Annotated in this window: 23 protein-coding genes and 1 tRNA gene; 18 read left to right on the forward strand and 6 right to left on the reverse strand. The window is 71.3% G+C overall.

The genetic code is table 11. From position 1 onward, the window contains the following. The 5 genes from HNR40_RS00005 to HNR40_RS00025 all read left to right on the forward strand — a co-directional run. Window positions 1–575 (forward strand): hypothetical protein (locus HNR40_RS00005; protein ID WP_221339855.1); only part of this gene is annotated, 575 nt, incomplete at its 5' end. 80 nt (window positions 576–655) lie between these two features. Further along, window positions 656–1,561 (forward strand): bifunctional DNA primase/polymerase, encoded by a 906-nt coding sequence (locus HNR40_RS00010; protein WP_184957576.1) that lies wholly within the window; start codon window positions 656–658, stop codon window positions 1,559–1,561. Next, window positions 1,558–3,132 (forward strand): hypothetical protein, encoded by a 1,575-nt coding sequence (locus HNR40_RS00015; RefSeq protein ID WP_184957577.1) that lies wholly within the window; start codon window positions 1,558–1,560, stop codon window positions 3,130–3,132. Before HNR40_RS00010 ends, HNR40_RS00015 begins: the two co-directional genes overlap by 4 nt. A 389-nt stretch (window positions 3,133–3,521) precedes the next feature. Beyond that, window positions 3,522–3,722, forward strand: a complete 201-nt coding sequence (locus HNR40_RS00020; protein WP_184957578.1) for a helix-turn-helix transcriptional regulator — start codon at window positions 3,522–3,524, stop codon at window positions 3,720–3,722. Continuing rightward, window positions 3,719–5,089 (forward strand): tyrosine-type recombinase/integrase, encoded by a 1,371-nt coding sequence (locus tag HNR40_RS00025; protein WP_184957579.1) that lies wholly within the window; start codon window positions 3,719–3,721, stop codon window positions 5,087–5,089. Before HNR40_RS00020 ends, HNR40_RS00025 begins: the two co-directional genes overlap by 4 nt. Window positions 5,090–5,219: 130 nt before the next feature. On the opposite strand, the gene HNR40_RS00030 is transcribed toward HNR40_RS00025, so the two are convergent. Next, window positions 5,220–5,291, reverse strand: a tRNA-Arg gene (locus HNR40_RS00030). Between the two features lie 117 nt (window positions 5,292–5,408). Here HNR40_RS00030 and HNR40_RS00035 point away from each other — a divergent pair. Further along, window positions 5,409–5,795 carry a response regulator transcription factor gene (locus HNR40_RS00035; RefSeq protein WP_312896125.1) on the forward strand — a complete coding sequence of 129 codons (387 nt, stop codon included), beginning with the start codon at window positions 5,409–5,411 and terminating at the stop codon, window positions 5,793–5,795. Window positions 5,796–5,855: 60 nt separating this feature from the next. Here HNR40_RS00035 and HNR40_RS55985 read toward each other — a convergent pair whose 3' ends face one another. Continuing rightward, window positions 5,856–8,603, reverse strand: a complete 2,748-nt coding sequence (locus HNR40_RS55985; protein ID WP_184957580.1) for an ATP-binding protein — start codon at window positions 8,601–8,603, stop codon at window positions 5,856–5,858. Between the two features lie 695 nt (window positions 8,604–9,298). Between HNR40_RS55985 and HNR40_RS00045 the strand changes: the two genes are divergently transcribed. The 3 genes from HNR40_RS00045 to HNR40_RS00055 all read left to right on the forward strand — a co-directional run bounded on the left by HNR40_RS00045 (window position 9,299) and on the right by HNR40_RS00055 (window position 13,206). Beyond that, window positions 9,299–9,793, forward strand: coding sequence for a (2Fe-2S)-binding protein (locus HNR40_RS00045; protein WP_184957581.1), 495 nt, complete (start codon window positions 9,299–9,301; stop codon window positions 9,791–9,793). A gap of 139 nt (window positions 9,794–9,932) precedes the next feature. Continuing rightward, window positions 9,933–10,913 carry an FAD binding domain-containing protein gene (locus HNR40_RS00050; RefSeq protein WP_184957582.1) on the forward strand — a complete coding sequence of 327 codons (981 nt, stop codon included), beginning with the start codon at window positions 9,933–9,935 and terminating at the stop codon, window positions 10,911–10,913. A gap of 67 nt (window positions 10,914–10,980) precedes the next feature. Then, window positions 10,981–13,206, forward strand: a complete 2,226-nt coding sequence (locus HNR40_RS00055) for a xanthine dehydrogenase family protein molybdopterin-binding subunit (RefSeq protein ID WP_184957583.1) — start codon at window positions 10,981–10,983, stop codon at window positions 13,204–13,206. Here the strand turns inward: HNR40_RS00055 and HNR40_RS00060 are convergent. Further along, the gene (locus HNR40_RS00060) at window positions 13,195–14,628 is read right to left on the reverse strand and encodes a GMC family oxidoreductase (RefSeq protein ID WP_184957584.1); all 1,434 of its coding nucleotides are present in this window, start codon (window positions 14,626–14,628) and stop codon (window positions 13,195–13,197) included. The two genes, HNR40_RS00055 and HNR40_RS00060, sit on opposite strands and share 12 nt — an antisense overlap. 73 nt (window positions 14,629–14,701) lie before the next feature. Between HNR40_RS00060 and HNR40_RS00065 the strand changes: the two genes are divergently transcribed. The 9 genes from HNR40_RS00065 to HNR40_RS00105 are packed head-to-tail and all read left to right on the forward strand — an operon-like array spanning window position 14,702 to window position 23,142. Beyond that, on the forward strand, window positions 14,702–15,097 hold the full coding sequence (locus tag HNR40_RS00065) for a nuclear transport factor 2 family protein (protein WP_184957585.1): 396 nt from the start codon (window positions 14,702–14,704) through the stop codon (window positions 15,095–15,097). Between the two features lie 30 nt (window positions 15,098–15,127). Continuing rightward, window positions 15,128–16,315, forward strand: a complete 1,188-nt coding sequence (locus tag HNR40_RS00070) for an ABC transporter substrate-binding protein (protein WP_184957586.1) — start codon at window positions 15,128–15,130, stop codon at window positions 16,313–16,315. Then, window positions 16,315–17,172, forward strand: coding sequence for an ABC transporter permease subunit (locus tag HNR40_RS00075; protein WP_184957587.1), 858 nt, complete (start codon window positions 16,315–16,317; stop codon window positions 17,170–17,172). The genes HNR40_RS00070 and HNR40_RS00075 overlap by 1 nt, the downstream gene beginning before the upstream one ends. Continuing rightward, on the forward strand, window positions 17,159–18,862 hold the full coding sequence (locus HNR40_RS00080; RefSeq protein WP_184957588.1) for a branched-chain amino acid ABC transporter ATP-binding protein/permease: 1,704 nt from the start codon (window positions 17,159–17,161) through the stop codon (window positions 18,860–18,862). The genes HNR40_RS00075 and HNR40_RS00080 overlap by 14 nt, the downstream gene beginning before the upstream one ends. Next, on the forward strand, window positions 18,859–19,545 hold the full coding sequence (locus tag HNR40_RS00085; RefSeq protein ID WP_184957589.1) for an ABC transporter ATP-binding protein: 687 nt from the start codon (window positions 18,859–18,861) through the stop codon (window positions 19,543–19,545). The genes HNR40_RS00080 and HNR40_RS00085 overlap by 4 nt, the downstream gene beginning before the upstream one ends. Next, on the forward strand, window positions 19,542–21,104 hold the full coding sequence (locus HNR40_RS00090) for an amidohydrolase (protein WP_184957590.1): 1,563 nt from the start codon (window positions 19,542–19,544) through the stop codon (window positions 21,102–21,104). Before HNR40_RS00085 ends, HNR40_RS00090 begins: the two co-directional genes overlap by 4 nt. Window positions 21,105–21,123: 19 nt before the next feature. After that, the gene (locus HNR40_RS00095; RefSeq protein ID WP_221339857.1) at window positions 21,124–21,921 is read left to right on the forward strand and encodes a class I SAM-dependent methyltransferase; all 798 of its coding nucleotides are present in this window, start codon (window positions 21,124–21,126) and stop codon (window positions 21,919–21,921) included. A gap of 55 nt (window positions 21,922–21,976) precedes the next feature. After that, window positions 21,977–22,594 (forward strand): LysE family translocator, encoded by a 618-nt coding sequence (locus HNR40_RS00100; RefSeq protein ID WP_184957591.1) that lies wholly within the window; start codon window positions 21,977–21,979, stop codon window positions 22,592–22,594. Window positions 22,595–22,599: 5 nt separating this feature from the next. Next, entirely contained in the window at window positions 22,600–23,142 is a 543-nt protein-coding gene (locus HNR40_RS00105; protein WP_184957592.1) for a TetR/AcrR family transcriptional regulator, read from the forward strand. Here HNR40_RS00105 and HNR40_RS00110 read toward each other — a convergent pair. From HNR40_RS00110 to HNR40_RS00120, 3 genes are read right to left on the reverse strand one after another with little or no spacing between them, the layout of a single operon-like run. After that, window positions 23,135–24,331 (reverse strand): hypothetical protein, encoded by a 1,197-nt coding sequence (locus HNR40_RS00110; protein WP_184957593.1) that lies wholly within the window; start codon window positions 24,329–24,331, stop codon window positions 23,135–23,137. The genes HNR40_RS00105 and HNR40_RS00110 overlap by 8 nt on opposite strands. A gap of 9 nt (window positions 24,332–24,340) precedes the next feature. Beyond that, window positions 24,341–24,721, reverse strand: coding sequence for a RidA family protein (locus HNR40_RS00115; protein WP_184957594.1), 381 nt, complete (start codon window positions 24,719–24,721; stop codon window positions 24,341–24,343). 8 nt (window positions 24,722–24,729) lie between these two features. After that, window positions 24,730–25,788 (reverse strand): alanine racemase, encoded by a 1,059-nt coding sequence (locus HNR40_RS00120; protein ID WP_312896126.1) that lies wholly within the window; start codon window positions 25,786–25,788, stop codon window positions 24,730–24,732. Between the last annotated feature and the right edge of the window lie 27 nt (window positions 25,789–25,815).

Consider the following 25,815-nt stretch of genomic DNA (forward strand, 5'->3'; position numbering starts at 1 on the left):
GGCCGACCGCACCAACCACCGAGCGGCCATCGCCATCGACGTCCTTACCGAACCCGAATCGACAACCGCCCAAGCGCCTTAACTACCCGGCATTGCGGTTAGCCGAGCATGCGGCCGGCCGCGGAGCGCGGCTGCTGGCCGTCGTTCGGGATGCCGGGATCACCTGGACGCTGGCGCGTACCTGGCCAGGCAACCGGGCGCGCGAACGCGCGCTCAAGCGCCAAGGCGGATCGGCCCGCCGCTGCCCACTGTGCGGCGTGCAACCCCGCGCCTGCGCAACGCCAACGCACGCGGTCGCCTCCGCGCCAGCCGCCGCCGTCGTCCGGCCGCGGCCCGGCGACGAACTCATGCTTGCCCGGGTGGCGGATGCGTTCCTCGACGGCGAATCCCTGCTGACCGTCGATGAGATCGCCTGGCGGCTCCCGGTCTGCCCCAGCGGGCCCCGCTTCAGATGGGAAACCTCCGTCATGGCCGCCTTGCTCGGCCGCAACGGAGTCAGCGTCCGCCCTCACAGCAATCATCCCCGAGTCGTGCTGCTCTCCGACGTCCGGACCGCTCTGACCTTGTCGGCCTGACTCCCCCCGGGCTCGTCCCCAGGGGAGTCAGGCCGTCCCCGGCGTCTGACGTCCCCCGCACTTGCAAGGGAGAACGACCGATGCCCACCCCCAACACCCTGCGATACGCCCTGGCCGCAGCCGCCCGCGACTGGTGGGTGTTCCCCCTCACCCCCGGCGACAAGGTGCCCCTGCCCGGGATGAGCTGGAAGCGGCTGGCCACCGCCGACCCGGCGGTGATCGGACGGATCTGGGCGCGCCGCCCCTACAACATCGGTATCGCCTGCGGCCCCAGCCACCTCGTGGTGATCGACCTCGACACCCCCAAGCCGGGCGAACAACCGCCCGAGCGCTGGCGCCAGCCCGGCGTCCACTCCGGCGCCGACGTCTTCGCCCTCCTGTGTGAGCAGGCCGGGCAACCCGTGCCCTGGGAAACCTTCCAGGTCAGGACGAGGCGCGGCGGCCTGCATCTGTACTTCACCGCCCCGGCCGACGGCCCGCAGCTGGGCAACACCTCCGGCGACCAGGGCAACGGGCTCGGCTGGAAAATCGACACCCGCGCGGCCGGCGGGCTCGTCGTCGGCCCCGGCAGCTACGTCGACCTGCCCGACGGCACCGGCAGCTATCAGGTGCTGCACGCAGCTGCCCCAGCGCCGCTGCCGGGCTGGCTCGCCCAGCGCCTGCGACCTGTACCGGCCCCTGCCCGACCCGCCGCCCCCGTCACTCGGCGGTCTGGAAGCCGCGGCGCCTACCTGGACGCTGCCATTGCCGGGTGCCTGGACCGTATCGCCGCATCCCGGACTGACGGCAATCGCAACACCACTCTGTGGGGCGCATCCGTCGCGCTCGGCCAGCTGGTGGCCGGCGGCGCCCTCGACGAGACCACGACCGAGGTCCAGCTGCTGGAGGCGGCCGTGCAGACCGGCCTCACGCCGGGCGAGGCCGCGCGGACCATCCGTTCCGGGTTCCGCCGGGGCGCACAGCGGCCGCGGGTGGTACCTGCATGAGCGCGGCCAGCGCCAACTCCGTCAAGGTGGGCTCCGGCCCGGAAACCATCCGCGTGTTGAAAGGCGCGCTGGCTGACCGGCTGCTGCCCGACACCTACGTCTCCTCCGGGGACCTGGTCCACATGGAGACCGTCTCCGGCGGGCAGACCAGCCCGGCCGCGGACGAGGATTCGCCCCTGCCCGTCACCGCCAGCCCGCTGACCCCCGCCACGCTGGCCGGGCTGCTGGCCGAACACGCCTACGTCTACCGGCTGCGCACCCGCAAGGGCCAAGACGGAGAGGAATGGTATGAGGAGGAGGTCACCCCACCGCGCGACATCCTGGCCTCCGTACTGGCCGGCAAGACCTGGCCCGAGCTGCCGCCGCTGCGCGGAGTCATCGGCGCCCCGGTGCTGCGCCGCGACGGCACCCTGCTGCAGGAGGTCGGCTACGACAAGGCGACCGGGCTGTATCTGGCGGCCAAGGTCGCCCTGCCCCCGATCCCGGACGAGCCCACCGCCGACCAGGTGGCCGCCGCCCGCGCCTTCCTGCTGGAGCGCTTCCTGCGCGACTTCCCGTGGTCCAGCCCGGCCGACCGGGCCAACTACGTGGCGCTGCTGGCCACCCCGATCCTGCGGCACTTCACCGGCAGCCTCACCCCGTTCGCCCTCATCGACGCCACCATGCCCGCCTCCGGCAAAAGCATCCTCACCGGCGGCCCCGGCATGCTCTACGGCCAGCGCGTCATGCCCTGGCCGTACACGGAGGAAGAACTACGCAAGGCCATCACCGCCGTCCTCAGCGAGCAAGTCGGCGTCGTGGTCTGGGACAACCTGGCCGAAGGCACCGTCATCGACTCACCCACCCTGGCGCTGCTGGTCACCGCCGGCGTCTGGTCCGACCGGCAGCTCGGCGCCTCCCGCAACATCGCCACCGTCAACGACCGGCTGTGGATGGCCACCGGCAACAACCTCCAAGTCGGCGGCGACATGGCCTCACGAACCGTGCGCGTCCATCTCGACCCCGACATGCCCCGCCCCGAACAGCGCGACCAGACCCAGTTCGGCATCCCGCACCTGGACCAGTGGATCACTGCCCCGGCCAACCAGCACACCGTCCTGTACCACCTGCTGATCCTGGTGCTGGACTGGACCCGCGCCGGCGCGCCCAAGGCCGCGACGCTGGCCATGCGCCAGTTCACCCCTTGGGCCCAAGCCCTCGGCGGGTTCCTGGCCCATCACGGCATCACCGGGTTCCTGGCCAACGCCGCCGACGTGCGCGCCATCGACGAAGACGAAACCCGCTGGCGCGCGTTCCTGGCCTGCTGGCACACCCTGCACGGCACCGAGCCCATGACCGCGGCCGAACTGCGCCGATCGGCCGAACCCGACTACTTCGCCAACCAGGAACACGACCGGTGGGACGGCCAGTTCATCACCACCCATACCGGCCGCCTGCCCAACGCCCTGTCCCTCGGTCGCCTCCTGGCCGGGCAGGCTGGCCGGTGGCGGGGCGACTACGTCCTACGGGGCGGGAAGAACGACCGCGGCGACCGCGCCGTGTTCTGGGTGGAATGCGATGCAAGCGCCTGACCGAAACCTGCCGTCCGAACGAGAAGCGCTGAAGCATCTCCGCAACTCCGCAACTCCGCAAACATGCCCTCGACCTGCACAGATGGTTGCGGAGATGGGTCGAGCCCAAAAATCGCCATCTCCGCAACTCCGCAAATCTGCGGAGATAGAGGCCGTTTGCGGAGATGGAGTCACTCCAGAATTTTCTATCTCCGCAAGCGTTTCCCCAGGTCAAACATGATCATGCGGAGTTGCGGAGTTGCGGAGATGTTTCAGCCCTCTCCAGCAGGAGCGCGCACAAACGCCCCCGCACTCCGGCCCGAGCGACCCAATAGTTCCCGCCCGAATCCGCTCGGCGAGTCAGCGTCTTTGACAACCAGCCCCCGGCCCTCCCGAAGGAGCACTTCGCCATGCCCGCAACCCGATCAACGAAGCACGAGTGGCTCACCGTTGGTGAAGTATGCACAGAGCTGCGGATCTCCCGGCGCTCGTGGGACCGCTGGCGGGAGCAAGGAACTGGCCCCAAGGCGGTCCGGCTCGCGAGAAACGGACCGATCCGCATCCGCCGTGACTGGCTGGACGCCTGGCTTGACGCCCAGGCGGCTGCATGAAGAGCTATCAGGTCCGCTTCTGGAATATCCAGACCAGGAAAGGCCGTCGCCGCCCCCACATTGTCCGCTGGGTGGTGGAGCGCTTCGAGTTCAACGAGGCATTCACCACGACCGGTCTGGCCGACTCCTTCCGCTCCCAGCTCGTCACCGCCGCCCGCGCCGGGGAAGCGTTCGACACCGATAGCGGCTTACCCGACTCAATGCACCGGGAAAAGCAGGCCGTTACGTGGCTCGTCCACACGGTCGACTACGTGGAGATGAAGTGGCCCAAGGCGTCACCCAACTCCCGACGCTCCATTATCGAAACGATGCTCGCAGTATCGCCCGTGCTCGTTCTCGACAAGCGCGGCGCACCGGCCATCCCGATTTTGCGTGCGGCCCTGAGATGGGCGTTCATCCCCTCCCGAGACGAGAAGCAGGCGCCCGAAGAACTGCAGACTGCCCTGGCATGGCTCCGCCGCAACTCGATACCGATCACCGAGTTGACCGCCCGCCGCACCCTGGACAAGGCGTTGACGGCCTGCAGCACCAAACTTGACGGCGGCCAAGCCGCACCCGAATACCACCGCAGGATGCGTCGCGTGTTCTACAACAGCCTGCGTTTCGCGGTCGCCCGCGAGCGGCTGCGGGACAACCCGCTCGACTCCCCCGCGGTGAAACAGGACTGGGCCCAGCCCAAAATGGACCTCGCCGTCGACCCGCGGGTTGTCGGCAATCCGCGCCAGGTCGGCCAGGCGCTCATCGCGTGCAGTTACGTCGGCCAGCGCCAGGGCGGCAGGTTCGTCGCCTTCTTCGGCTGCCTGTACTTCGCGATGATGCGGCCCGCGGAGGCCATCCGTCTGCGCGATGTGAACTGCACACTCCCCCAGACCGGATGGGGAAAGCTCATGCTGGACGCCACCACACCCGAGGTGGGCAAGGACTACACCGACACTGGCCAGCTGCACGACGACCGCGGCCTCAAGAACCGCCCCAGGAAAGCCGTCCGGGCCGTTCCGATCCCGCCCGAGCTGGTTGCCCTTCTCCGCCAGCACATCGAACGGTACGGCGTCGCCTACGACGGCCGCCTCTTCCGATCCGAAAGCGGCAAGCCCATCCCCAAGTCCACCTACTCCAGGCTGTGGGCCAAGCTGCGGCCCCTCGCGCTCACCCCCGAGCAAGTCGCCTCCCCGCTCATGGCCAGGCCGTACGACCTGCGCCACGCCGGCGTCACCTGGCGGCTGACCGCCGGCGTGCCAGCCGCCCAAGTCGCGGAGTGGGCCGGCCACAGCGTCGAGGTGCTGCAGAGGATCTACCACCGCTGCATGGCCGACTACGACGACGTCTGGATCGACCGCATGAACCAAGCCCGTGACGACCTTGGATGATCTCTGCCCGTGGGCTGCCCGTGGCGGTCGTCATTTAGCGTCTACGGCTGTCGCCAAGTGGCATGACCGATATCGCGGCCGATCAAGCAAAAAGCCAGGTCAGACGGCGTCTGGCCTGGCTGGTAATGGGTGCCCCCTGTAGGATTCGAACCTACGCACCCGGCTCCGGAGGCCGGTGCTCTATCCCCTGAGCTAAGGGGGCTCCAACGAGCCCTAAGGCTATCAGCATCCTGCCACCACTCCGCACACGATAAAGCTCCGGGCACACATCCATCGAAAACCGCACGTGACCACCCCGTCACGGGTTAACTTCGTGGCCGTGGGCGAGGTACTGGGCAGAGTTCTGGTTGTCGATGATGACGAGGTCATCAGGCAGCTCATCGCGGTCAACCTGACCCTGGAGGGGTTCGAGGTAGCGACCGCCACCGATGGTGCGGACTGTCTGGATCGTGTGCTTGATGTCATGCCCGACGTGGTCACTCTGGATGTGATGATGCCCTGCCTGGATGGGTGGGTGACAGCACATCGGCTGCGGACTGATGAGGCCACTAGCCATATCAAGGTGGTGTTGATCACGGCTCGGGCGCAGGATGACGATCGGCGCCGGGGGCTCGGGATCGGGGTGGACGCCTATCTGACCAAGCCGTTCGATCCGGCTGAGCTGATTCAGGTGGTTCGCGATCTGGCTGCTCGGGCTCGTAGCTGAAGATCGGGTTGCTCGGGCTCGTCGCTGAAGCGCTGGCTGTTCGTAGCGGGGCCGTACTGGCTAGGCGGGTTGGTCGGTTAGTAGGCCTCGGGAGCGGGCGGTGGCGGCGGCCTGGGTTCGGGTGGAGGCGTCTAGTTTGCCCAGGATGTTGGAGACGTGGACGCTTACCGTCTTCTGGGCGATGTAGAGGCGCTCGGCTATCTCGCGGTTGGTGAGGCCGTCGGCTACCAGGCGGAGGACTTCCAGTTCGCGGGCGGTTAGGGAGCCGTCGGTTGACGCGGTGAGGAAGCGGGCTCGGCGGGCGAACTCCTCCAGCGCCGATGCCAGCGGAACCGCCTTCAGGTTGTCGGCGGCGTCCCGGGCGAGGATCCAGGTGGCCTGCGCGGATTCGCGGTCGCCGGTGGCCAGCTGGGCTTCGGCCAGGCGCCAGCGGACTCGGGCTGTTTCGTATACAAAACCGTAGTCGAATGCTTCTACTACCTTTTGCCACAGGGCTACGTCGTGGCGGCCCTGCACGCGTACCCACTCGGCCTCGACGCGCAGTGCCCACGCGCGGCCCTCCAGGCCCATGGGGCCGCGTTTGCCGTCCGGGCCCGCGACCGCGGTGCGGGCGCGTTCGCGCAGGTCGTCGGCTTCGTCGGTACGGCCCAGCTCAGCCAACGCCCACAACCCGACGGCGCAGATCCGCAGGTTGGCCGGGTCGGCGGGGATGAGCTGCGACAAACAGGCCCGTACGTGTTCCCACGCGGCGGTCGGGTCGCCCTTCCACAGGGCGTCCTCGGCGGCCAGGCCGCGTGCCATGTAGGTGACGAGGTCGTTGGACCAGAAGGGGCGCAGCCAGTCGATGCGGGGGCCCACGGCAGGTAGTCCGCGGCCCACCTCCACGAACAGGGCGAACGACGACAGGATCGCCTCGGGCACCGTACCCACGCGGGCGCCGAAGGTACCGGCCACACGTTCGGCGTCGTCCCATTCGCCGGCCACGTAATGGATGAGGAAACGGAGGAAACGCAGGTCGGTGCCGTACGTGCTCCAGTTCAGCCCGTTCTCCTCCGCCAGCCGGATGCCGCTGTCGGTGGCGGAGGCGGCCTCGACGAGGTCGCCCTGCTCGTACAGGAGGCGGGCGCGGGCGAACTCGGCACGCAGGTCCATGGCGAGGATGCCGGAGGTGCGGGAGGTGGCCTGCTCGTAGCGGGCGGCGGCGGTGGAGAAGTCGCCGTCCAGTTCCGACAGCAGGGCTAGGCTGATCAGGGCGCCCTTTTCCGCGTCGGGGACGCCGGCGGAGCGGGCGACTTCCAGGGCGCGGCGGGCGCGGGGGGCGACTTCGGCGTGGCGGTCGGTCCAGGCCAGGGCGCGGGCGCTGGTGGCCAGGGCGCGGGCGAGTTCCGCCGGGGTCTGTGCGGTTTCCACGGCGGCTTCGCCGGCTTCTACCGCGGCGTCGTCCTGGCCCAGTTCGGCCAGGTAGTAGGCCAGGCGTTCGTGGACCTGCGAAGTTTGCGGGAGGGCGCGGAGCTGGTTGACGGCGCGGTGGTTGTCGCCGCTGTCGGCGGCCATGATGGCGCTGCGCAGGGCCAGTTCGGCGCGGCCCTCGCCGGCCAGGGACTCGGCCTCGGGGACGCGGTCCCAGAGGCTGAGCGCCTGGTCGTAGTGGCGGTGGGCTTCCGCGGGCGCGCCGAGGCGTTCGGCCTGGCGACCGGCTTCGGCGGAGGCGGTCAGGGCGCCGGACAGGTCGTGGCCCGCGAGGTGGTGGTGGGCAAGCTCGGCGGGCGCGGTGAGCCGGGTGGCGAACGTGGCGTGCAGCCTCGTGCGCTCGCCCGGCAGGAGGTCGGTGTAGACGGCTTCCTGGAGGAGGGCGTGGCGGAACGCGTAGCCGTACCCGTCGACTCTGAGGAGTCCGCGCGAGACGATCTCGCGCACGGCCTCCTCGAAGTCGGCGAGTGGCAGGCCGGAGACGTCGCGCAGGAGCACGTCCTCGACGCGGCGGCCCGCGACGGCGGCGGCGCGCAGGACGCGCTGGCCGGGCTCGGAGAGCACCTCGACGCGGGACATCAGCAGGCTGGCCAGGCCGTCGGGGAGAGTTTCGCCTTCGGAGAGGGCGGCGTAGAGCTCTTCGGCGTAGAAGGGGTTGCCGTCGGCGCGGCTGACGATCTCGCTGAGTTCGCGACGGTCCATGTCACCGAATGTGGCGACATAGTCGGAGATTTCAGCTGAGGGCATGGGACCCACGTCCACCGCCGTGACCGCGGGCAGGCGCTTGAGCTCGGCCAGGACGGAGCGCAGGGGGTGGCGGCGGTGCAGGTCGTCGGTGCGGTAGGTGCCGACGAGGCAGACGCGCTCGCTCTGGAGCATGCGGCTCAGGAACACCAGCAGGTCGCGGGTCGAACGATCGGCCCAATGCAGGTCCTCGATCACGAACAGCACCGGTTGCACCGCCGCCAGCAGGCCCAGCAGCGAGCCGAACAGCCGCTGCTGCGTGAGGCCCGACGACGGCGCGGACTCGCCGCCCGGCAGCAACTGCTCCAGGACGGGGCGCTCGGCGATGGCGGCACGCAGCGTGGGGTCGGCGCCGCGCAGGGCGTCGGCCAGGGGGAGGTATGGGAGGGCATCGCCCAGTTCGGCGCACTGGCCGATCATGACGTTGAAGCCGCGCTCGCGGGCTTGGGCCACGAGTTCGCAGGTCAGGCGGGTCTTGCCGATGCCAGCGTCGCCGCCGACCAGCGCCACGCCGGCGGTGCCGTCGCCGGCGGTTTCGAGCACGCGAACTAGTCTCCTCAGCTCAGCCGAGCGTCCGATAAGAAGACTGTTCATCCACGTCACTCTATATGTAACAGAATCATGATTCTTTACGGCACAGCCCCACCCCCGCCACCCGCCGCCGTTCGCTCGCGCCGATCGGGGGGATCGCTTCTCACGTCGGACGGGCTGGCCACCGTAACGGCCTGTGTCCACCCCCTAAGTGGTCCCTCCTTACCCCTGACCAGCAACAAGCCAGACCGGGGCCAGAGGCGTACTCAGGGACGGAGAGCCCAGAAGGGGCTACGACATGAAACCCAGAGGAGGGCCAAGGCCGAGGCGGCAAGGTGAAGCGGAAGGACGAGGCAGCGGTCCGAGGCAGAGGGCCGGAGGCCGGGGCCACGCGCCGGAGGCGGAGGGCCATGGCGGCGGTCGGAGACAGACGGGCCGGAGGTAAGTCCGCGAGGCGAAGCCGCAGGTAGGGGTGGAGGGCCGGAAGCGAGGGCGGCATCGCAGGGCAGCAGGTGGAGAGACCGGGCGGAGGCCCAGGGCGAAGGCGCAGGGCGGAGGTGGAGGGCGGAGGTGGAGGGCGGAGGTGGAGGGCGAAGGCGCCGGGCTGGAGGGGCGAGGCGGGGCGCGGGGTGGAGAGACGGGCGGAGGGGAGGATTGGGGGACAAATACCCCCAGAGTGGGGCGGGCTTTGCTCACCGAAGACCCGGGGGCTTGGACACTGCTGGAGGAAGGGCCAGGAGAACGTTTGAGGAGCCCCGATGGATGGTCCGCTGGAGAAGATCGAGCGCGGCCCCGAACCCGCGAAGCTGTCCCTGTCCGTCAACGGAGCCACCCTGGTGGCCGAGGTGGAGCCACGGGCCAGCCTGCTGGACACCCTGCGCGAGACCCTGGACCTCACCGGCACCAAGAAGGGCTGCAACCAGGGCGCATGTGGCGCGTGCACCGTCTGGGTGGACGGGCGCCGGGTGGTCTCCTGTCTGACGTTGGCGGTCGCGTGTGAGGGCAGGGAAGTCACCACGATCGAGGGTCTGGTCGAGCACCCGATGCAGGAGGCCTTTCTGTCCTGTGACGCGCTGCAGTGCGGTTACTGCACGCCGGGGCAGATCATGTCGGCGGTCAAGTTGCTGGAGGAGGGCCACGCCGGCAACGACGCCGAGATCGCGGAGTGGATGAGCGGCAACCTGTGCCGTTGCGCCGCCTACCCGCACATCCGCCAGGCGATCCGGGAGGTGCGTGATGGCGAGCACCAATAAACCGGTGCACACCAGCCAAACGCACACCACCCAAGCCCACCCGGCAAGCGCGCATACGCCGAGTCCACACCGGCCAAGCGCACACAGGACCAGAGGCACCGGTCAAGAGCACGTGCCAACACATCGAGGCAGGTAACCAGTGCATGCCATGAGTTACGCCAGAGTCGGCGACGTAGCCTCCGCGCTGGCCGAAGGGGCCGATCCGGATAGCCGGTTCCTGGCCGGTGGGACCACCGAGGTGGACATGCTTCGCATCGGTGTGGCCCGGGAGCGACGGCTGATCGACATCAATGATCTGCCGCTCAACACCATCGAGGACCTGCCGGGCGGCGGTCTGCGGCTGGGGGCGCTGGCCAGGATGAGTGACGTCGCCGCGACGCCCAGCGTGCGGGAACGGTTTCCGATGCTCGTGCAGGCGTTGGAGCTGGGCGCGTCGGCGCAGTTGCGGAACATGGCCTCGATGGGCGGCAACATGATGCAGCGGGTCCGCTGCGGCTACTTCCGCGAGGCCGGTATGCCGTGCAACAAGCGGGAGCCGGGTTCCGGTTGCGCGGCCCAGGGTGGGTTTCATCGGGGGCATGCCGTACTCGGGACCAGCGAGCACTGTTTCGCGACGCATCCGTCCGACGTCGCGGTGGCGCTGGTGGCGCTGGACGCGGTGATCCACCTGCAGGGCCGGTACGGCGAGCGGGCGATGCCGCTGGAGGACTTCTTCCTGCAGCCCGGAGACGCGCCCGAGCGCGAGCACCCGATCGAGCACGGCGAGCTGATCACCGCGATCGAGGTGCCGGCCGCCCCGGTGGCGCGTACGTCGTTGTACTGGAAGGTGCGTGACCGGGAGTCGTACGAGTTCGCGCTGGTCTCGGCGGCCGTGGCGGCCACGGTCACCAACGGTGTCATCCGCGAGGTACGCCTGGCGCTCGGCGGCGTGGCCACCCGGCCGTGGCGGGCCAGAGCGGCAGAACAGATGCTGACCGGCGGCCCGGCCATCAGCGACGCCTTCGAGGCGGCAGCCTCGGCCGAACTGGCCCCGGCCGTGCCCCACCCGCAGAACGCCTTCAAGATCGAGCTGGCCAAACGCACGATCGTGCGGGTCCTGGAAAGGGTGAGCGCGGCATGAACGGGACCGCGAAAGCGCTGGACGGCATGAACGGGACCGTCAAAGCGCTGGAGAAGGTGAGCGCGGCATGACCACCACACTGATCGGTCAGCCCGTCACCCGGGTGGACGGCCACGCCAAGGTAACCGGCGCCGCCAAGTACACAGCCGAGATCTCCCTGCCGGGCATGCGCCACGCCGTCATCGCCGGTTCCGAGATCCCAGCCGGCCGCATAACCGGCATCGACAAGTCAAGGGCGATGGCCGAGCCAGGAGTGCTGGCCGTACTCACGCATGAGGATCTTCCGAAGGTGGCCACGCAGCCGGTTCTCACGCTCTCGCTGGCAGGCACCGTCGCCCACGGTCAGAGCTTCTTCCCGATGCAGGACCCGGTGATCCATTACGCGGGCCAACCGGTGGCCATCGTCGTGGGCGAGACCCTGGACGCAGCCACCCGAGGCGCCGAACTGCTCGACGTCACCTACGAACGCACGGAGTCGATCACCGTGATCGACGAGGGCCGCGACCGGTCCTATGTGCCGGAGAAGATCCTGGCAGGCCTGGCACCGGGCGAGATGGGCCGTGGCGACGTGGCAGCGGGGCTGGCGGCGGCCGAACTCACAGTGGAGGCCACGTTCACGTTCTCGGCCAACCATCAGAACCCGCTGGAGATGTCGGCCTCGGTGGCCTCCTGGGACGACGGGCAGCTCACGCTGTGGGACGCGACGCACGGTCCGACCGCCACCCAGATGACGGTCGCGAGCCTGCTGGGCATCCCGGCCTCACGCATCCGGGTGATCACACGATTCGTCGGCGGCAGTTTCGGGGCCAAGGCGATGATCTGGGCGCATCCGACGCTGGCCGCCATGACCGCACAGATCATGCACAGGCCCATCAAGCTGGCGCTGACGCGCGAGCAGATGTTCACGGGGTGCGGGCTGCGGGAGGACAACGAGCAGACGATCACGCTCGGCGCCGCCGCCGACGGACGGCTGACCGCGATCCGCCACGAGAAGCTGTCGATCACCTCGGCCTACGACGACTGGGCCGAGCCCGCGCTGAGCGGTTCCGGCGAGCTTTACGCCTGCGACAACTTCGCGGCCGTCTACCACCTCATCAAGGGCAACACGATGACGCCCACGTTCATGCGCGGGCCGGGTGAGACGGCGGGGCTGGCCGTACTGGAATGCGCGATGGACGAGCTGGCGGAGCGGGCCGGGCTGGATCCGGTCGAGCTGCGGGTGCGCAACCACGCGGACGTCGATCCGGTGAGCGGGCGGCCGTGGTCGAGCAAGGGGCTCAAGGAGTGTTACGAGCGGGGCGCCGAGCTGATCGGTTGGGGCGATCGCGACCCACGGCCCGGCATGCGGCGCGACGGTGACTGGCTGATCGGCATGGGGATGGCCACGGCGATCTATCCCGTCTATCCGCTGATGAATCCGCAGCGGGCGCGGGCCCGGCTGTATGCGGACGGCACCGCCGTCATCCAGACGGCCGCCTCCGACATCGGCACTGGCGCGGCGACGGTGCTCACCCAGATCGCCGCCGAGGGGCTCGGGCTGCCACTGGAGATGGTCCGGGTGGAGTACGGCGACACGTCGCTGCCGTTCCTGGCCGCCTCGGTCGGCTCGACCGGGTCCACGGCGGGCGGCAACGCCGTTCATCTGGCCGCGACAGGGCTGCGTGAGCAGCTCGTCGCCCAGGCGGTCCAGGACGAGGGCTCGCCGCTGCACGGCGCGGACCCGGAGCTGGTCGACGTCGTGGACGGGGTCATGGTCGGCCCCTCCGGGTCGGAGAGTTACGGCGAGATGCTCGGCCGCAACTTCGTCCCCGAGACCGAGTACCTGGGCACCTACCAGCACCGCGTCGACGACGAGCACGCGCTGCTGAACTTCGGCGCCCAGTTCGCCGAGGTGGCCGTGGACGCCGCTCTGGGGGTGGTGCGGGTGCGCAGGATGGCCGGGGTGTTCGCGCCCGGCCGCGTGCTGAACCAGAAGACGGCGCGCAGCCAGCTCATGGGCGGCATGATCTGGGGCCTGTCCCAGGCGTTGCTGGAGGCCAGCCACATGGATCCGCGCTTCGGCCGCTGGGCCAACCCGAGCCTGGGCGACTACCTGGTGCCGGTCAACGCCGACGTGCCCGAGGTGATGGTGGAGACGGTGGAGGTGGACGATCCGTTCATCAACCCGCTGGGGATCAAGGGCATCGGGGAGATCGGCATGGTCGGGATGGCGGGGGCGATCGCCAACGCGGTCTACAACGCCACGGGGCGGCGGGTGCGTTCGTTCCCGATCACCATCGAGTCACTGCTCTGACAGCACGAGGTCCGCACAGCGCTCCCCGATCATGATCGCGGGAGCGTTCGTGTTTCCCGAGGTGACCGCGGGCATCACCGAGGCGTCGGCGACGCGCAGTCCGTCGACGCCGAGCACGCGCAGCCGGTGGTCCACGACCGTGCCCATCCGGCAGGTGCCCGCCTGGTGGTGGTAGGTGACGAGCGTGCGCTCGATGTAGGCCGCTATATCGGCGTCGCCGGGGTAGAGCTCGCGGCCCAGCTCGGCCCCGATCTCCCTGCACAGCTCGACCGCCGCCCGCATGCACCGCCGGTCGGCCTCCTCGCGCAGGTAAGCGGGGTCGGCCAGCAGCGGCGCGCCCGGGTCGGCCGAGGTGAGGCGGAGCGTGCCCCGGCTCTCCGGCCGGATGATCCCGGCCATCAGCGTGAACGCGTCTGGCGGCCCGCTCATCGTCTCGTCGTACAACGGCACGTGGAAGAAGAGCGGCTGCACGTCCGGCGCGGGCAGGCCGCCGCGGCTGCGCCAGAACAGCTGGCTGTGCATCACGGGCAGCCCCGGCACCGGCGGCGGCACCGGCCCGCGGGCCTCCACGATCACCGGGACCAGCGCGTGGTCGTGCAGGTTCGCGCCGACCGGCAGGTCCGCCCGCACCGGCACGCCGAGTCGGCGTAATTCGGCGGCCGGTCCGATGCCGCTGAGCATGAGCAGCCGGGGCGACTCCAGGGCGCCGGCGCTCAGCACCACCTGCCCGGCGTACACGCGCTCGCCCCGCCCGATCTCGACCCCGACGCACCGCGACCCCTCGAACAGCAGCCTGGTCACGGCCGCTCCGGTCCTGATCCGCACCCGGCCGCCGCGCAGATAGGCCGCAGCCGTGCTGTGCCGCCGCCCGTCCTTGACGGTGAGCTGGCAGAAGCCCGCGCCGTCCTGCGCCGCGCCGTTGCAGTCCTCGTTGTACGGCAGGCCGAGCCCCACAGCCGCCTCGACCACCGAAGCGTTGACCGGATGCGGGCGGTAGTCGGACATCACCCGGACCGGCCCGCCCACCCCGTGATGCTCGGAGGCGCCCCGGTCGAAGTCCTCCATCCGCTTGAAGACCGGCAGCACCTCCGGCCAGTTCCACCCCGGCCCCCAGGTGTAGTCGGCCGGATTGCCGCGTACGAAGATCATGCCGTTGAGCGAGGAGGAGCCGCCCAGCACCCGCCCGCGCGGCCAGTGCAGCCGCCGCCCGCCGAGTCCGGCCTGCGGGGTGGTGAGGTAGTCGTAGTCCTCCGCGCCGCCCCACAGCCGGAAGACCCCGCCCGGATCGTGGATGTCGGGATTGCCGTCAGGACCGCCCGCCTCCAGCAGCAGCACGGACAGCCCCTCCACCTCGGCCAGCCGCCCGGCGACCGCCGCCCCCGCCGACCCAGCTCCGACGACCACCACGTCAGCGCTCTCCATCGGGACAGCTCCTTTTCGGACGATGAGGAAAGCTATATGATTTCATAGACGACTTCATGGAGGAAGGATTGCCATGACCGGCAAGAACCTGGACGCCGTCCGTGAGTCCTACGCCGCCTCGGCCCGCGGCGACGTCGAAGGCATCCTCGCTCTCCTCGCGCCGGACGCCCGCTGGACCGAGATGGCCGGCTTCCCGTACGCGGGCACGTACGTGGGCCGCGAGGAGGTGCTGAACGGCGTCTTCTCCCGGCTGGGCGGCGAATGGGCGGACTACCGGGCCGACCCCGAGGAGTACGTGGACGGCGGCGACACCATCGTCGTGATCGGCTTCTACAGCGGCGTCTACCGGGCCACGGGCAAGGCGATGCGGGTCCGCTTCACCCATGTATGGAAGCTGCGGGACGGGGTGGCCGTCAGCTTCGAGCAGTTCACCGACACCGCGCTGGTGGCCAAGGCCCTGAGCGCGTAGGGCACTTCACGCACGAGAGGTCCCATCGTCATGATCGCTTCCAGGACGCTGTCCGTCTTACTGCTGGCCGCCCTGGCGGGCTGCGGGCTCGCCGACACCCCCACCACCGGCCGGGACGCTCCGGGCACCGGCGTCATCCGGGTGGGCGCGGTCAGCTCGCTCAGCGGGCCCGTCACCTTCCCCGACTCCTCCGCCGCCGCGAAGGCCGTCTTCGACCGGGTCAACGAGCAGGGCGGCATCAACGGCCAGAAGATCGAGTACCTGGTCGCCGACGACAAGGGCGACCCGGCGGCCGCCGCGCAGGCCGCCCGCGACCTGGTCACCAACCAGGGCGTGGTGCTGCTGGCCGGCTCTGCCAGCCTGCTGGACTGCGCGGTCAACGCGCCCTTCTACGTCCAGTCGGCGATCGTCGCGGTCCAGGGCACCGGCGTCGACCCGACCTGCTTCGAGTCGCCGGCCATCTCGCCGGTCAACACGGGGCCGTACCTCAACATGGCGATCAACATGTATTACGCCTCCGAGGTGCTCAAGCGGGACAAGGTCTGCATGTTCCTGGCGATCCTCGGCAACACCAACGACGCGTACGGCGGCGCCGTACAGAGCTGGTCGAAGCTGACCGGCAAGAAGCTCACGCTCGACGACCGCACGGTGAAGCCCGACTCCGACCCGACGCCGTTCGTCCTGCGCGCCCGCTCGGCCGGCTGCCAGGCGGTCCTCTACAACGGCACCGAGCCGATGGCGATCGCCTGGATGAAGGTGGTCAAGCAGCAGAACGTCACCGGCATCGACTGGCTGCTCACCACCGCCCCCTACACCGAGGCGGTCGCCAAGGCGCTCGGCCCCGACGGCGAGGGCACCTACGCCAACGCCGAGTTCGAGCCGTTCACCGACGCGGGCTCGGCGGTGCTGAAGGACTGGCGCGAGCTGATGGCGGCCAAGAAGGTCCCGCTGACCTCGTTCGGCCAGGGCGGGTATCTGGCCGCCACCTACGTCGTGGACACGCTGAAGGGCATCAAGGGCGCGATCACCCGCGAGTCGGCCGCCCAGGCGTTCAAGGCGCTCAAGCCCATCGAGAATCCGCTGGTGGGCACGGCGTACGAGTTCGGCGCGGCGGCCAAGCACCGGTCCAACCGGGCCGGGAAGATCGTTCAGTTGCGCGGCGGGGCCTGGCAGGTCGTGACGCCCGAGTGGGTGCGCTATCCGGGGACGCTCGGCTGATGCTCCAGGGCCTCGTCTCCGGGCTGGCCGCCGGCGGCACCTATGCCGCGCTCGGCCTGCTGCTCACCGCCATGTACCGGCTGACCGCCACGGTCAACCTGGCCGTCGCGGCCACCGGCATGGCCGGGGTCTACGTGATGGCCGCGCTGGCCGAGACGGGCCTGCCGTACGGGATGGCCGCGGTCGGCGGGGTGGCGGCGGGCGCGCTGACGTCGGCGGGGTGCGGCGCGGTCATGGTGCGGTGGTTCGCCGGGAGCGGCGCGCAGCTGCGCACGGCGGTCTCCATCGCGCAGCTCATCGGGATCATCGCGCTGGCCTACATCCTGTTCGGCGACACCCCGCGGGTGCTGTGGAACCCGGCCGGCGCTCCGGTGGGCACGCTGGCCGGGGTGGTGGTCACCTGGGGCACGCCCGCGCTGATCGCGCTGGCGGTGCTCATCGGCGGCGGCACCCATCTGCTGCTGGCGCGGACCTCGCTCGGGCTGCGGCTGCGCGCGATGGCAGAACGGCCGGTCACCACCGAGCTCCTCGGCATCGGCACCCGCGGGCCGGCGGTCGCGCTCTGGGGGGCCGCCGGGGCGCTGGCCGCGCTCGTGCTGCTGCTGGTCGCGCCGGTGCGCTCCAGCGACATCCTCTCGCTCAGCATGCTCATCGTGCCCGCCTGCGCCGCGGCGCTGGCGGGCGGGCTGACGCGGCTGCCGGGCGCGCTGCTGGGCGGCCTGGCGCTGGGCCTGCTGGAGGGTCTGCTGGCCGGTTCGGCGGCGGTGCGCGAGTACCGCGACGCGGTGCCGTTCGCGGCCATCCTGCTGTTGCTGCTGTGGAGCCGGCGCGGGGAGGTGTGGGATGCCGCCCGCTGACCGGGCCGTCCGCTGGGGACTGGCCGTCCTCGCCCTGGCCTTCCTCGCGTACGGCATGGCCACCGCGTTGCCCGCCTACTGGGTCTTCCTGGCCATGTCCGCGGTGATCTCCGGCGTGCTCCTGCAGAGCCTCGGGGTGATCGCCGGGCAGGCCGGGATGGTCTCGCTGTGCCAGGCGGCCTTCGCCGCGATCGGCGCCTGGAGCACCGCGCAGCTCAACCTGTGGGGCGTGCCGGGCGGGCTCTACGTGTGGCTGCCGCTGGCGGGGCTGGCGGCGGTGCCGTTCGGGCTGCTCATCGGGCTGCCCGCGCTGCGCCTGCGCGGGGTGCACCTGGCGATCGTCACGCTCGGCTTCGCGGCGACCGTGGACATCGTGCTGGCCGCCGCCTCCTTTCCCGGCGTGGACCTGGGGCTGAGCGTGGGGCGGCCGGCCGGGCTGAGCTCGGAGCGGCAGTACTTCCTGTTCTGCGTCGGGGTCTTCGCGCTGGTCGCGGTGGCGCTGGCGGTGGTGCGGCGGACCAGGTTCGGCGCCACGTGGCGGGCGTTGCGCGAGTCGGAGCGGGCCACCGCGGCGGCCGGCACGAGCGTGCCGGGGGCCAAGCTGAGCGCGTTCGCGGTCAGCTCCTTCATCGCGGGGCTGTCCGGGGCACTGCTGGCCGGGCAGCTGGGCATGCTGCTCGCGCGCAACTTCGACCCCGGCCAGTCGCTGACGGCGTACGCGGTGGCGGTCATGGCGGGGGCGCACCACGCCGAGGGCGCGCTCATCGGGGGCGCGCTCGGCGTGCTGGTCGCGGAGCTGCTGCGGCGGTTCGGCATCCCGCAGCAGTGGGCGAACGTGGTCTTCGCCGTCGGCGCCATCCAGGCCTTCACCCAGGGCGCGGGCATCAGCGACGCGCTGCGCGCCGCCTTACGGCGGCGGGGTGGACGCCGCCTTCCGGTGGCGCCGGTTCCGCTCGTGGACAAGGCCGTTCCCCAGGCCGCCACCGGCACGGCGTTGCTGATCACCGGGCTGAGCGTGCGCTACGGGCAGGTGGCGGCCGTTCAGGACGTCGGCCTGGAGGTGCTCGCGGGCAGCGTGCACGGCCTGGTCGGGCCGAACGGCGCGGGAAAGTCCTCCCTGGTCGACGCCATCACCGGCTTCACCGCCTGCACGGGCGCGGTGGAGCTGGCCGGGCACGACCTGAACGGCCGTCCCGCCCATCTGCGGGCGCGGGCGGGCCTGCGTCGGACGTTCCAGCAGGATCGGGTGCCCACCGGCCTCACCGCCGGGGAGTACCTGCGCTTCGCCGCCCGCCGTCCGCTGACCGCCCGCGACCTGGCCGAGGCGCTCGGCGACCTGGTCGCCGTGGATCCCGGGCGGACGATCGCCGACCTGGACGTGGGCACCCGGCGGCTGCTGGAGGTGGCCGGGGCGCTGCTGGCCCGGCCCGCGCTGGCCGTGCTGGACGAGCCCGCCGCCGGGCTCGGTCACGCCGAGACCGAGCGGCTCGGCCGGTGGCTGCGCGCGGCGCCGGAGCGGTTCGGCTGTGCCGTCCTGCTGATCGAGCACGACCTCGACCTCGTGCGGGCGGTCTGCTCGCGGGTCAGCGTGATGGACTTCGGCCGCGTCATCGCCGAGGGTCCGCCCGCCGAGGTCTTCGCCGACCCCCGGGTGCTGCGCGCGTACCTGGGCGAGGAGGTGACGGCGTGACGCTCTCCCTGCACGAGCTGACCGTGGCGCGCGGCGGGCAGCCGGTCGTGCGCGAGGTCAGCCTGTACGCCGGGCGTGGGCAGGTCAGCGTGCTGCTCGGGCCGAACGGCGCCGGCAAGACCACCTTGCTGGAGGCGGTCTCCGGCATCCTGCCCAGCCGTTCGGGCCGGATCACGCTCGACGGCCACGACCTGACCGGACGGCCGCGCACCCGCAGGGCCCGGCTCGGCCTGGCCCACGTCGAGCAGAGCCGGGCCGTCTTCGCCACGCTCACCACCCGCGAGAACCTCCTGCTGGCCGGCGACCCGGACCGGGCGCTGGCGCTCTTCCCCGAGCTCGCTCCCCGCCTGGAGGTGCGGGCCGGGCTGCTGTCCGGCGGCGAGCAGCAGATGCTGGTGCTGGCCCGCGCGATCCTGCGCGAACCGGCCGCGCTGCTGCTGGACGAGATGTCCATGGGCCTGGCCCCCGCGGTGGTGCGCCGGCTGCTGCCGGTCATCCGCGCGCTGGCCGACGCCGGGTGCGCGGTGCTGCTGGTGGAGCAGTTCGCGCACGCCGCGCTGGCCCTGGCCGACACCGCGTACGTGCTGTCGCGCGGCGCCCTGACCTACAGCGGCGACCCCGGGCCGCTGCGCGCGGACGACACCGCGCTGCGGCGCGCCTACCTGGGAGAGGACCGGGCATGACGACCGCGGATCTGATGCTGGTCAACGGGCGGGTCCTGACCATGGATCCGGCGCTGCCGTACGCGAGCTCGGTGGCGGTGCGCGACGGCGAGATCGTGCACGTCGGCGAGCGGGCCGCGCGGTGGGCGGGGCCCCGCACCGAGGTGATCGACCTGCGCGGGCGGCTGCTGCTGCCCGGCGTCAACGACTCCCACCTGCACGCCGTCGGCTACGGGCTGCACCGGCCGCCGTTCTGCCTGGACGTCGCGCTGGGCTCGGTCGCCGCCGTTCAGGCCGAGGTCGCCCACGCGGTACGGCACGCCAAGCCGGGCGCCTGGATCAGGGGCATCGGCTGGCACCCGGGGCGGCTGGCGGAGGTGGCGGCGGGACGGGCGATGACCTCGGCCGACCTGGACGCCGCCGCCCCTGACCATCCCGTGGTCCTGCAGGACTTCTCCGGCCACACGGTCTGGGCCAACAGCACGGCGTTGCGCCTGGCCGGAGTCGAGTCGTCCGAAGGCGTGCTGCACCACGGCGAGCAGAGCCTGGTCATGCGGGCGGTGCCGCATCCGGAGGGCGGGCTGGCCGCGGTGGTGCGCGACGTGGTCGCCGAGCTCAACCGGCTCGGCATCACCAGCTTCACCGAACCCGGTCTCGGGCCGGGTGGCGAGGAGGCGTTCGCGGGCGGCATGAGCTCCGCCGCGCTGGACGCCTACGCCGGGCTGGCCCGCTCGGGCGAGCTGACCGCGCGGGTGAGCGTGCTGGGCCTGCCGAGCCCGATGTCGGGCGCTTCGGCAGCCGACACGCGGGCGTGGCTGGCCGATCCGCCCCGGCTGGACGGGGTCGATCCCCGGGTGCTGCGGCTGCTGGGGGTCAAGGTGTTCGCCGACGGGATCCCGCCTTCTGAGACGGCGTGGATGCGGGAGCCGTACCCGTCGGGCGGGCACGGCGCGCTGTGCACGCGCGGGGAGAGCGACGCCGAGCGGGTGGCCGAGCTGGAGGAGATCATGCGCCTGGTGCACGCCGCCGGTCACCAGCTCGGCGTGCACGTGGTGGGCAGCAAGGGCGTCGACGCGGTGACGGCTTCGCTGGCGGCGCTGCCGGGCGGGGCGCGGCACTATCTGATCCACGGGCAGTTCGCGGGCGAGGCGGCGCTGGCCACGCTCGCCGGGCTCGGCTACGGCATCAACCTGCAGCCGGTGCTCCAGGCCATGGAGTCGGACACCACCCGCGCCCTGTTCGGCGCGGACTGGGTGGAGCGGGAGTGGCCCGCGCGCTCGGCGCTCGCGGCCGGGGTGAACACCGCGTGCAGCTCCGACGCGCCGGTGACCGGGCCCGACTGGCGGGCCGGGGTGGTCGCGCTGGTCGCCCGGCGGGGTCAGGGGCTGACGCTGGAGGAGGCGCTGGGCACCTACACGCGCGCGGCCGCCTGGCAGGACCACGCGGAGGGCTGGAAGGGCACGGTCAGCGCCGGCAAGGTCGCCGACCTCTGCGTGAGCGCCGCGACGGCGCCGGACGAGCTCGTCGACGCGCCGGTCGATCTCACCGTCTTCGGCGGGAGGATCGTGCATCCGGGCTGAACGTGGATACCGTTCGAGCATGGGTGCGGACATCTGGGCGGTCGGCGACGCCTACGAGGGCTACATGGGCCGGTGGAGCCGTCCGGTGGCGGCGGCGTTCGTGGCCCGGCTGGGCGTCCCGGCCGGGCGGCGCTGGCTGGACGCCGGCTGCGGGACCGGCGCGCTGACCGCCGCGGTGCTGGCCGCCGCCGCGCCGGACCGGGTCGCCGGGGCCGATCCGTCGGCCGGATTCGTCCGGCACGCGCGGGACCTGGTCACCGACGCGCGGGCCGGGTTCGCCGTCGCGGACGCGCGGGCGCTGCCGTTCGGGGACGGCCGGTTCGGCGCGGCGGTCAGCGGGCTGGTGCTGAACTTCGTGCCCGATCCGGCGGCGGCGGTGGCGGAGCTGGCCAGGGTGACCGCCCCGGGCGGCACGGTCGCGGCCTACGTCTGGGACTACGCCCGGCGGATGGACGTGATCAGGGCCTTCTGGTCGGCGGCGGTGGAGCTCGATCCCGACGCCGGGGCGCTGGACGAGGGAGCCAGGTTCCCGCTGTGCCGTCCAGAGCCGTTGCGGGCGCTGTGGAACGGCGCCGGGCTGGCCGGAGTGTACGTCGAGGCGATCGACGTGGACGCGGTGTTCCGGGACTTCGACGACTACTGGCGGCCCTTCCTCGCCGGGCAGGGCCCGGCCCCGGCGTACGCGGCCGCGCTGCCGCAGGAGCGCAGGGCGGCGTTGCGGGAGCGGATCAGGGAGCGCATGCCGGTGGCCGCGGACGGCTCGATCACCCTGCGGACCCGCGCCTGGGCGGTGCGCGGCGAAGTATTGGTCCACTGAGACACCACGCCATTGGACTCAGCGTGTGGACCAAGCCTCCTCTACTGTCGGAGGCATGATCGCCCTTCCCACCCTGGCCCTGTTCGCCGTCACCGCGCTGGCCCTGGTCGTCATCCCGGGGCCGAATCACCTCTACATCGCCGCCCGCGGCCTGGCCCAGGGGCGCTCGGCCGCGCTGGCCAGCGCGTTCGGGGTGGAGGCCGGCACGCTCGTGCACATACTCGCCGCCGCCGCCGGTCTCTCCTACGTGATCACCCAGTCGGCCGCGTTGTTCTCGATCGTCAAGTGGGCCGGCGTCGCGTACCTCTTCTACCTGGGCATCCGCGCGCTCACCAGCAAGGACGAGCAGCACGCCCAGGCGCCGGAGCCGCAGCCGTTGCGCAAGGTGTTCCTCGAAGGCGTGGTCATCAACATCCTCAACCCCAAGGTCACGCTGTTCTTCCTGGCGCTCCTGCCGCAGTTCGTGGACCAGTCGGCGGGCTCCCCCGCGCTCCAGATCGTGGCGCTCGGCGCCGTCCTGATGGTGCTCGGCCTGCTCTCCGACATGATCTACGCCTTCACCGCGGGCGCCCTGGGCCACCGGCTGGCCGCCAAGGCGCGGGCGCTGCGCTATTTCTCCGGCGTGGTCTACCTGGGACTCGGCGTCGTCACCGCGCTCACCGGGAGAAAATAGCCCGCATGGCACCGAGGAAGCAGCGGGAGATCTTCGCGGCGACGCTGCGGCTACTTGCCGACAAGGGCTACGACGGGCTGACCGTCGAGGGCGTCGCCGAGACGTCGGGCGTCAACAAGACGACGATCTACCGCTGGTGGCCCTCGAAGGCCGCCCTGCTGGCGGCGGCGCTGGTCGAGGCGGACATGCTCGACTTCGACGTGCCCGACACCGGATCGCTGCGCGGCGACCTGGTGGCGCTGGTGGAGGCGCTGGGGGTGCTGCTGACCGAGCCGCCGGGGCGGGATGTGGCGGTGGCCGCGCTCGGCGCCGCCGTACACCATCCCGAGATCGACGCGCGGCGCTTCTTCGCCGACCGCCTCGCCCGCGAGCGCGTGGTCTTCGAGCGCGCGGTACGGCGCGGCGAACTCCCCGAGTCGACCGACCCGATGCTCGTCATGGACCTGCTGGCAGGCGCGATGTGGACCAGGGCGGTGTTCAGGGGCCTGCCGCTGGGCAAGGATTTCGCCGCCGAGGCGGTCGCGGCCGTGCTCGACGGGGTCAGCTAGCCTCGTTCAGCGCCGCCGGGATGCGTTCGAGCACCGGGTGCGGCACCAGCCCATAGGCGTAGAAGTCAACCGCCGATGCGCCCGCCGCCTTGGCGCCGAGCGCCTTGGCCACGAGCCGGTCGGTGGAGTCGCTGTCGGGGTAGCCGGGGCGCAGCACCGCCCGCACCTCCCGGTCCTTGCCGACCGAGCGCAGGTAGGCGCCGACGTCGTCGGCCACCCGGGCGGCGTCACGGGCGTAGGCGAGCACGCCGAAGGCGGGCACCAGGTCGCCCAGCGCGACCAGGTCGACGCCGAGTTGCCAGGCGTCGTGCGCGGCCAGGCCGGGCGACGGCAGGCCGTCGCGGTAGCCCTTGACCGAGCCGGTGTAGTCGATGAACACCAGCTTGGAACCCTCCTCCGCCACCGCGGAGGCCACCTCGGACACCAGCGTGGTCACGGTCTCCGAGCGGGCTCGGGCGTAGGCCACGACGTCGGGACCGGCGTAGGCGGTCAGCGCGGCCCTGGTCACCTCGCCCTGCGCGGCGGGGTCGCCGTCGAAGACGCCGCCGACGATCCTGGCGCACTCGTCCCGCGCCACCTCGGCGTTGACGCCCAGGTCGGTGGCGCGGCGCATGCAGTAGTCGCAGAAGCACAGGCCGAACAGGTAGTTGTCCATCGGGCCGAGCGGGACGAAGGAGCGCTCGGGGCGCAGCGGCCGGAAGTGCAGCGACTCGGCCACCACGCTGTCGACGCCGAGCCTGGCCACCGACCTGGCCAGCGCCACCGCGTACTCGCGCACGTCGGGGTGGGCCGGGCACAGGTCGGTGAGCGAGCCGCGGTCGCCGAAGCAGTCGCGCACGGTCACGTCGGGATGCCGGGTGCCGAGCGTGAGGTTGCGCAGGAACACCGTCCAGCCGTGGAGCTTCAGTCCCCGCTTCGAGCAGGCCTCGCGGACGCCGTCGAGGGCGTCCGCGTAGCCGGGGACCGGCGTGAGGCGCAGCCCGGAGAACAGGTCGTGCGGCGGGACGAAGTGGGCGCCGTCGTGGCGCAGGGTCAGCCGGGACAGCCCGTGCGGGGTGACGTCGCGGGAGCCGTGGTGCACGGCGCCCACGGTGATGCCGGCCGTGCCGTATCCGGCGACACGGTCGAGCACCTTGTCGACGCCCTCACCCCGGAGGTCCTCGACGAAGACGTATACCGAACTGTCCACGGGTTGACCTTACGCGCTCTTGTGCGCGACGAAGTCGATCTCCACAAGGATGTCCAGCAGGTCGGATCCCACCGTGGTGCGGACCGGGAACGGCTGGTTGAAGTACGACTTGTACACCTCGTTGTAGGCGGCGAAGTCGCGCTTGAGGTGCTGCAGGTGCACGGTCGCCTTGACCACGTCGTCGAAGCCGAGCCCGTGGGCGGCCAGGACGGCGCCGAGGTTCTTCATCGTCTGGTGCGTCTGGGCGGCCACGTCGTCGCCGACGACCTCGCCGGTCACCGGGTCGAGCGGCCCGGCGCCCGAGGTGTAGACGAAGTCGCCGACCACGAGGCCCTGGGAGTAGGCGCCTACGGGAGCGGCGCCGTCGTTGGTCCTGAGTTCCTTCTTCACGAGATCTCCTAGAAATGCGTGGTTATGGTGCCGACCTGGCGGTAGTCAGGATCGACGAGGGGCAGCGCGCGCCACTTGTCGAAGGCGGTGCAGGGATGCGAGATGCCGAAGGAGAGCACGTCACCGGGGCGCAGTCCGTCGCCGTGCACGACCGTGTGCTGGTCCTGCATCTTGGCGACGGTCAGCCCTTCGCGCCTGGGCACCGGCAGCCCCTCGTCGTAGGGCGCGTCGCGCTTGCCCATGCCGACGATCGCCAGGCCGGGCTCGGGCGTGGACAGCACGTGCGCGAAGATCTCGAAGGCCGGGAGGAGCTCGCCGTCGATCCGGTTGAAGGGGGTGCGCTCGCGGTAGTAGCCGTCGTCGTGGCTGACGTACGCGCCGCTGCGCAGCACCACCGTGGCCTGGGCGGCGACCAGTTCGCGCCCGATGACGTCGAACCACTGGCTGCCGCCGACGGTCAGGATGGGGTTCTTGACCCGCAGGTACTCGGCCGCGTCCTGGAGCAGGCCCAGATATTTCCGGACTTCTCCGGCTGAGGTGAGCGCGCCCTCGTACCCGGCCACGCCGGCCAGCGACACACCCTCCACGGTCTGGATGTATCCGGCCAGATCGACGATCTCGTCCACCGACCGGCAGCCCGCGCGGCCGCCCGCGTGCCCCAGCTCCACCAGCACGCGGAACCCCCGCGCCGGCGCGTGCGCGCGCAGGATGTCCACACCCTCGCGCGAGTCGGCGAAGCACAGGAAGTCGAACCCGGGGTCGCGCTCCAGCTCGGCCGCCAGCCAGTCCAGCCCGACCGGGTCCACGACCTGGTTGGCCACCATGATCCGGCTCGCGCCGAAGCCGCGCACGATCCGCGCCTGCCGGGTGTTGGCCACGGTCAGGCCCCAGGCTCCGGCGTCGAGCTGCATCGCGGAGATCTCGGGCGACAGATGGGTCTTGGCGTGCGGCGCGAGCTCCAGCCCGTGGCCGCGCGCGAAGGCGGCCATCGTGGCCACGTTGTGCTCCAGCGCGGCGCGGTGCACGACCATCAACGGCAGCTCGGACTCCGCGAGAATTCCCTGCACGATGCCCCCATTCATCCGCGTTGACCC

The organism is Nonomuraea endophytica (assembly GCF_014203235.1).
Taxonomy (GTDB): Bacteria; Actinomycetota; Actinomycetes; order Streptosporangiales; family Streptosporangiaceae; genus Nonomuraea; species Nonomuraea endophytica.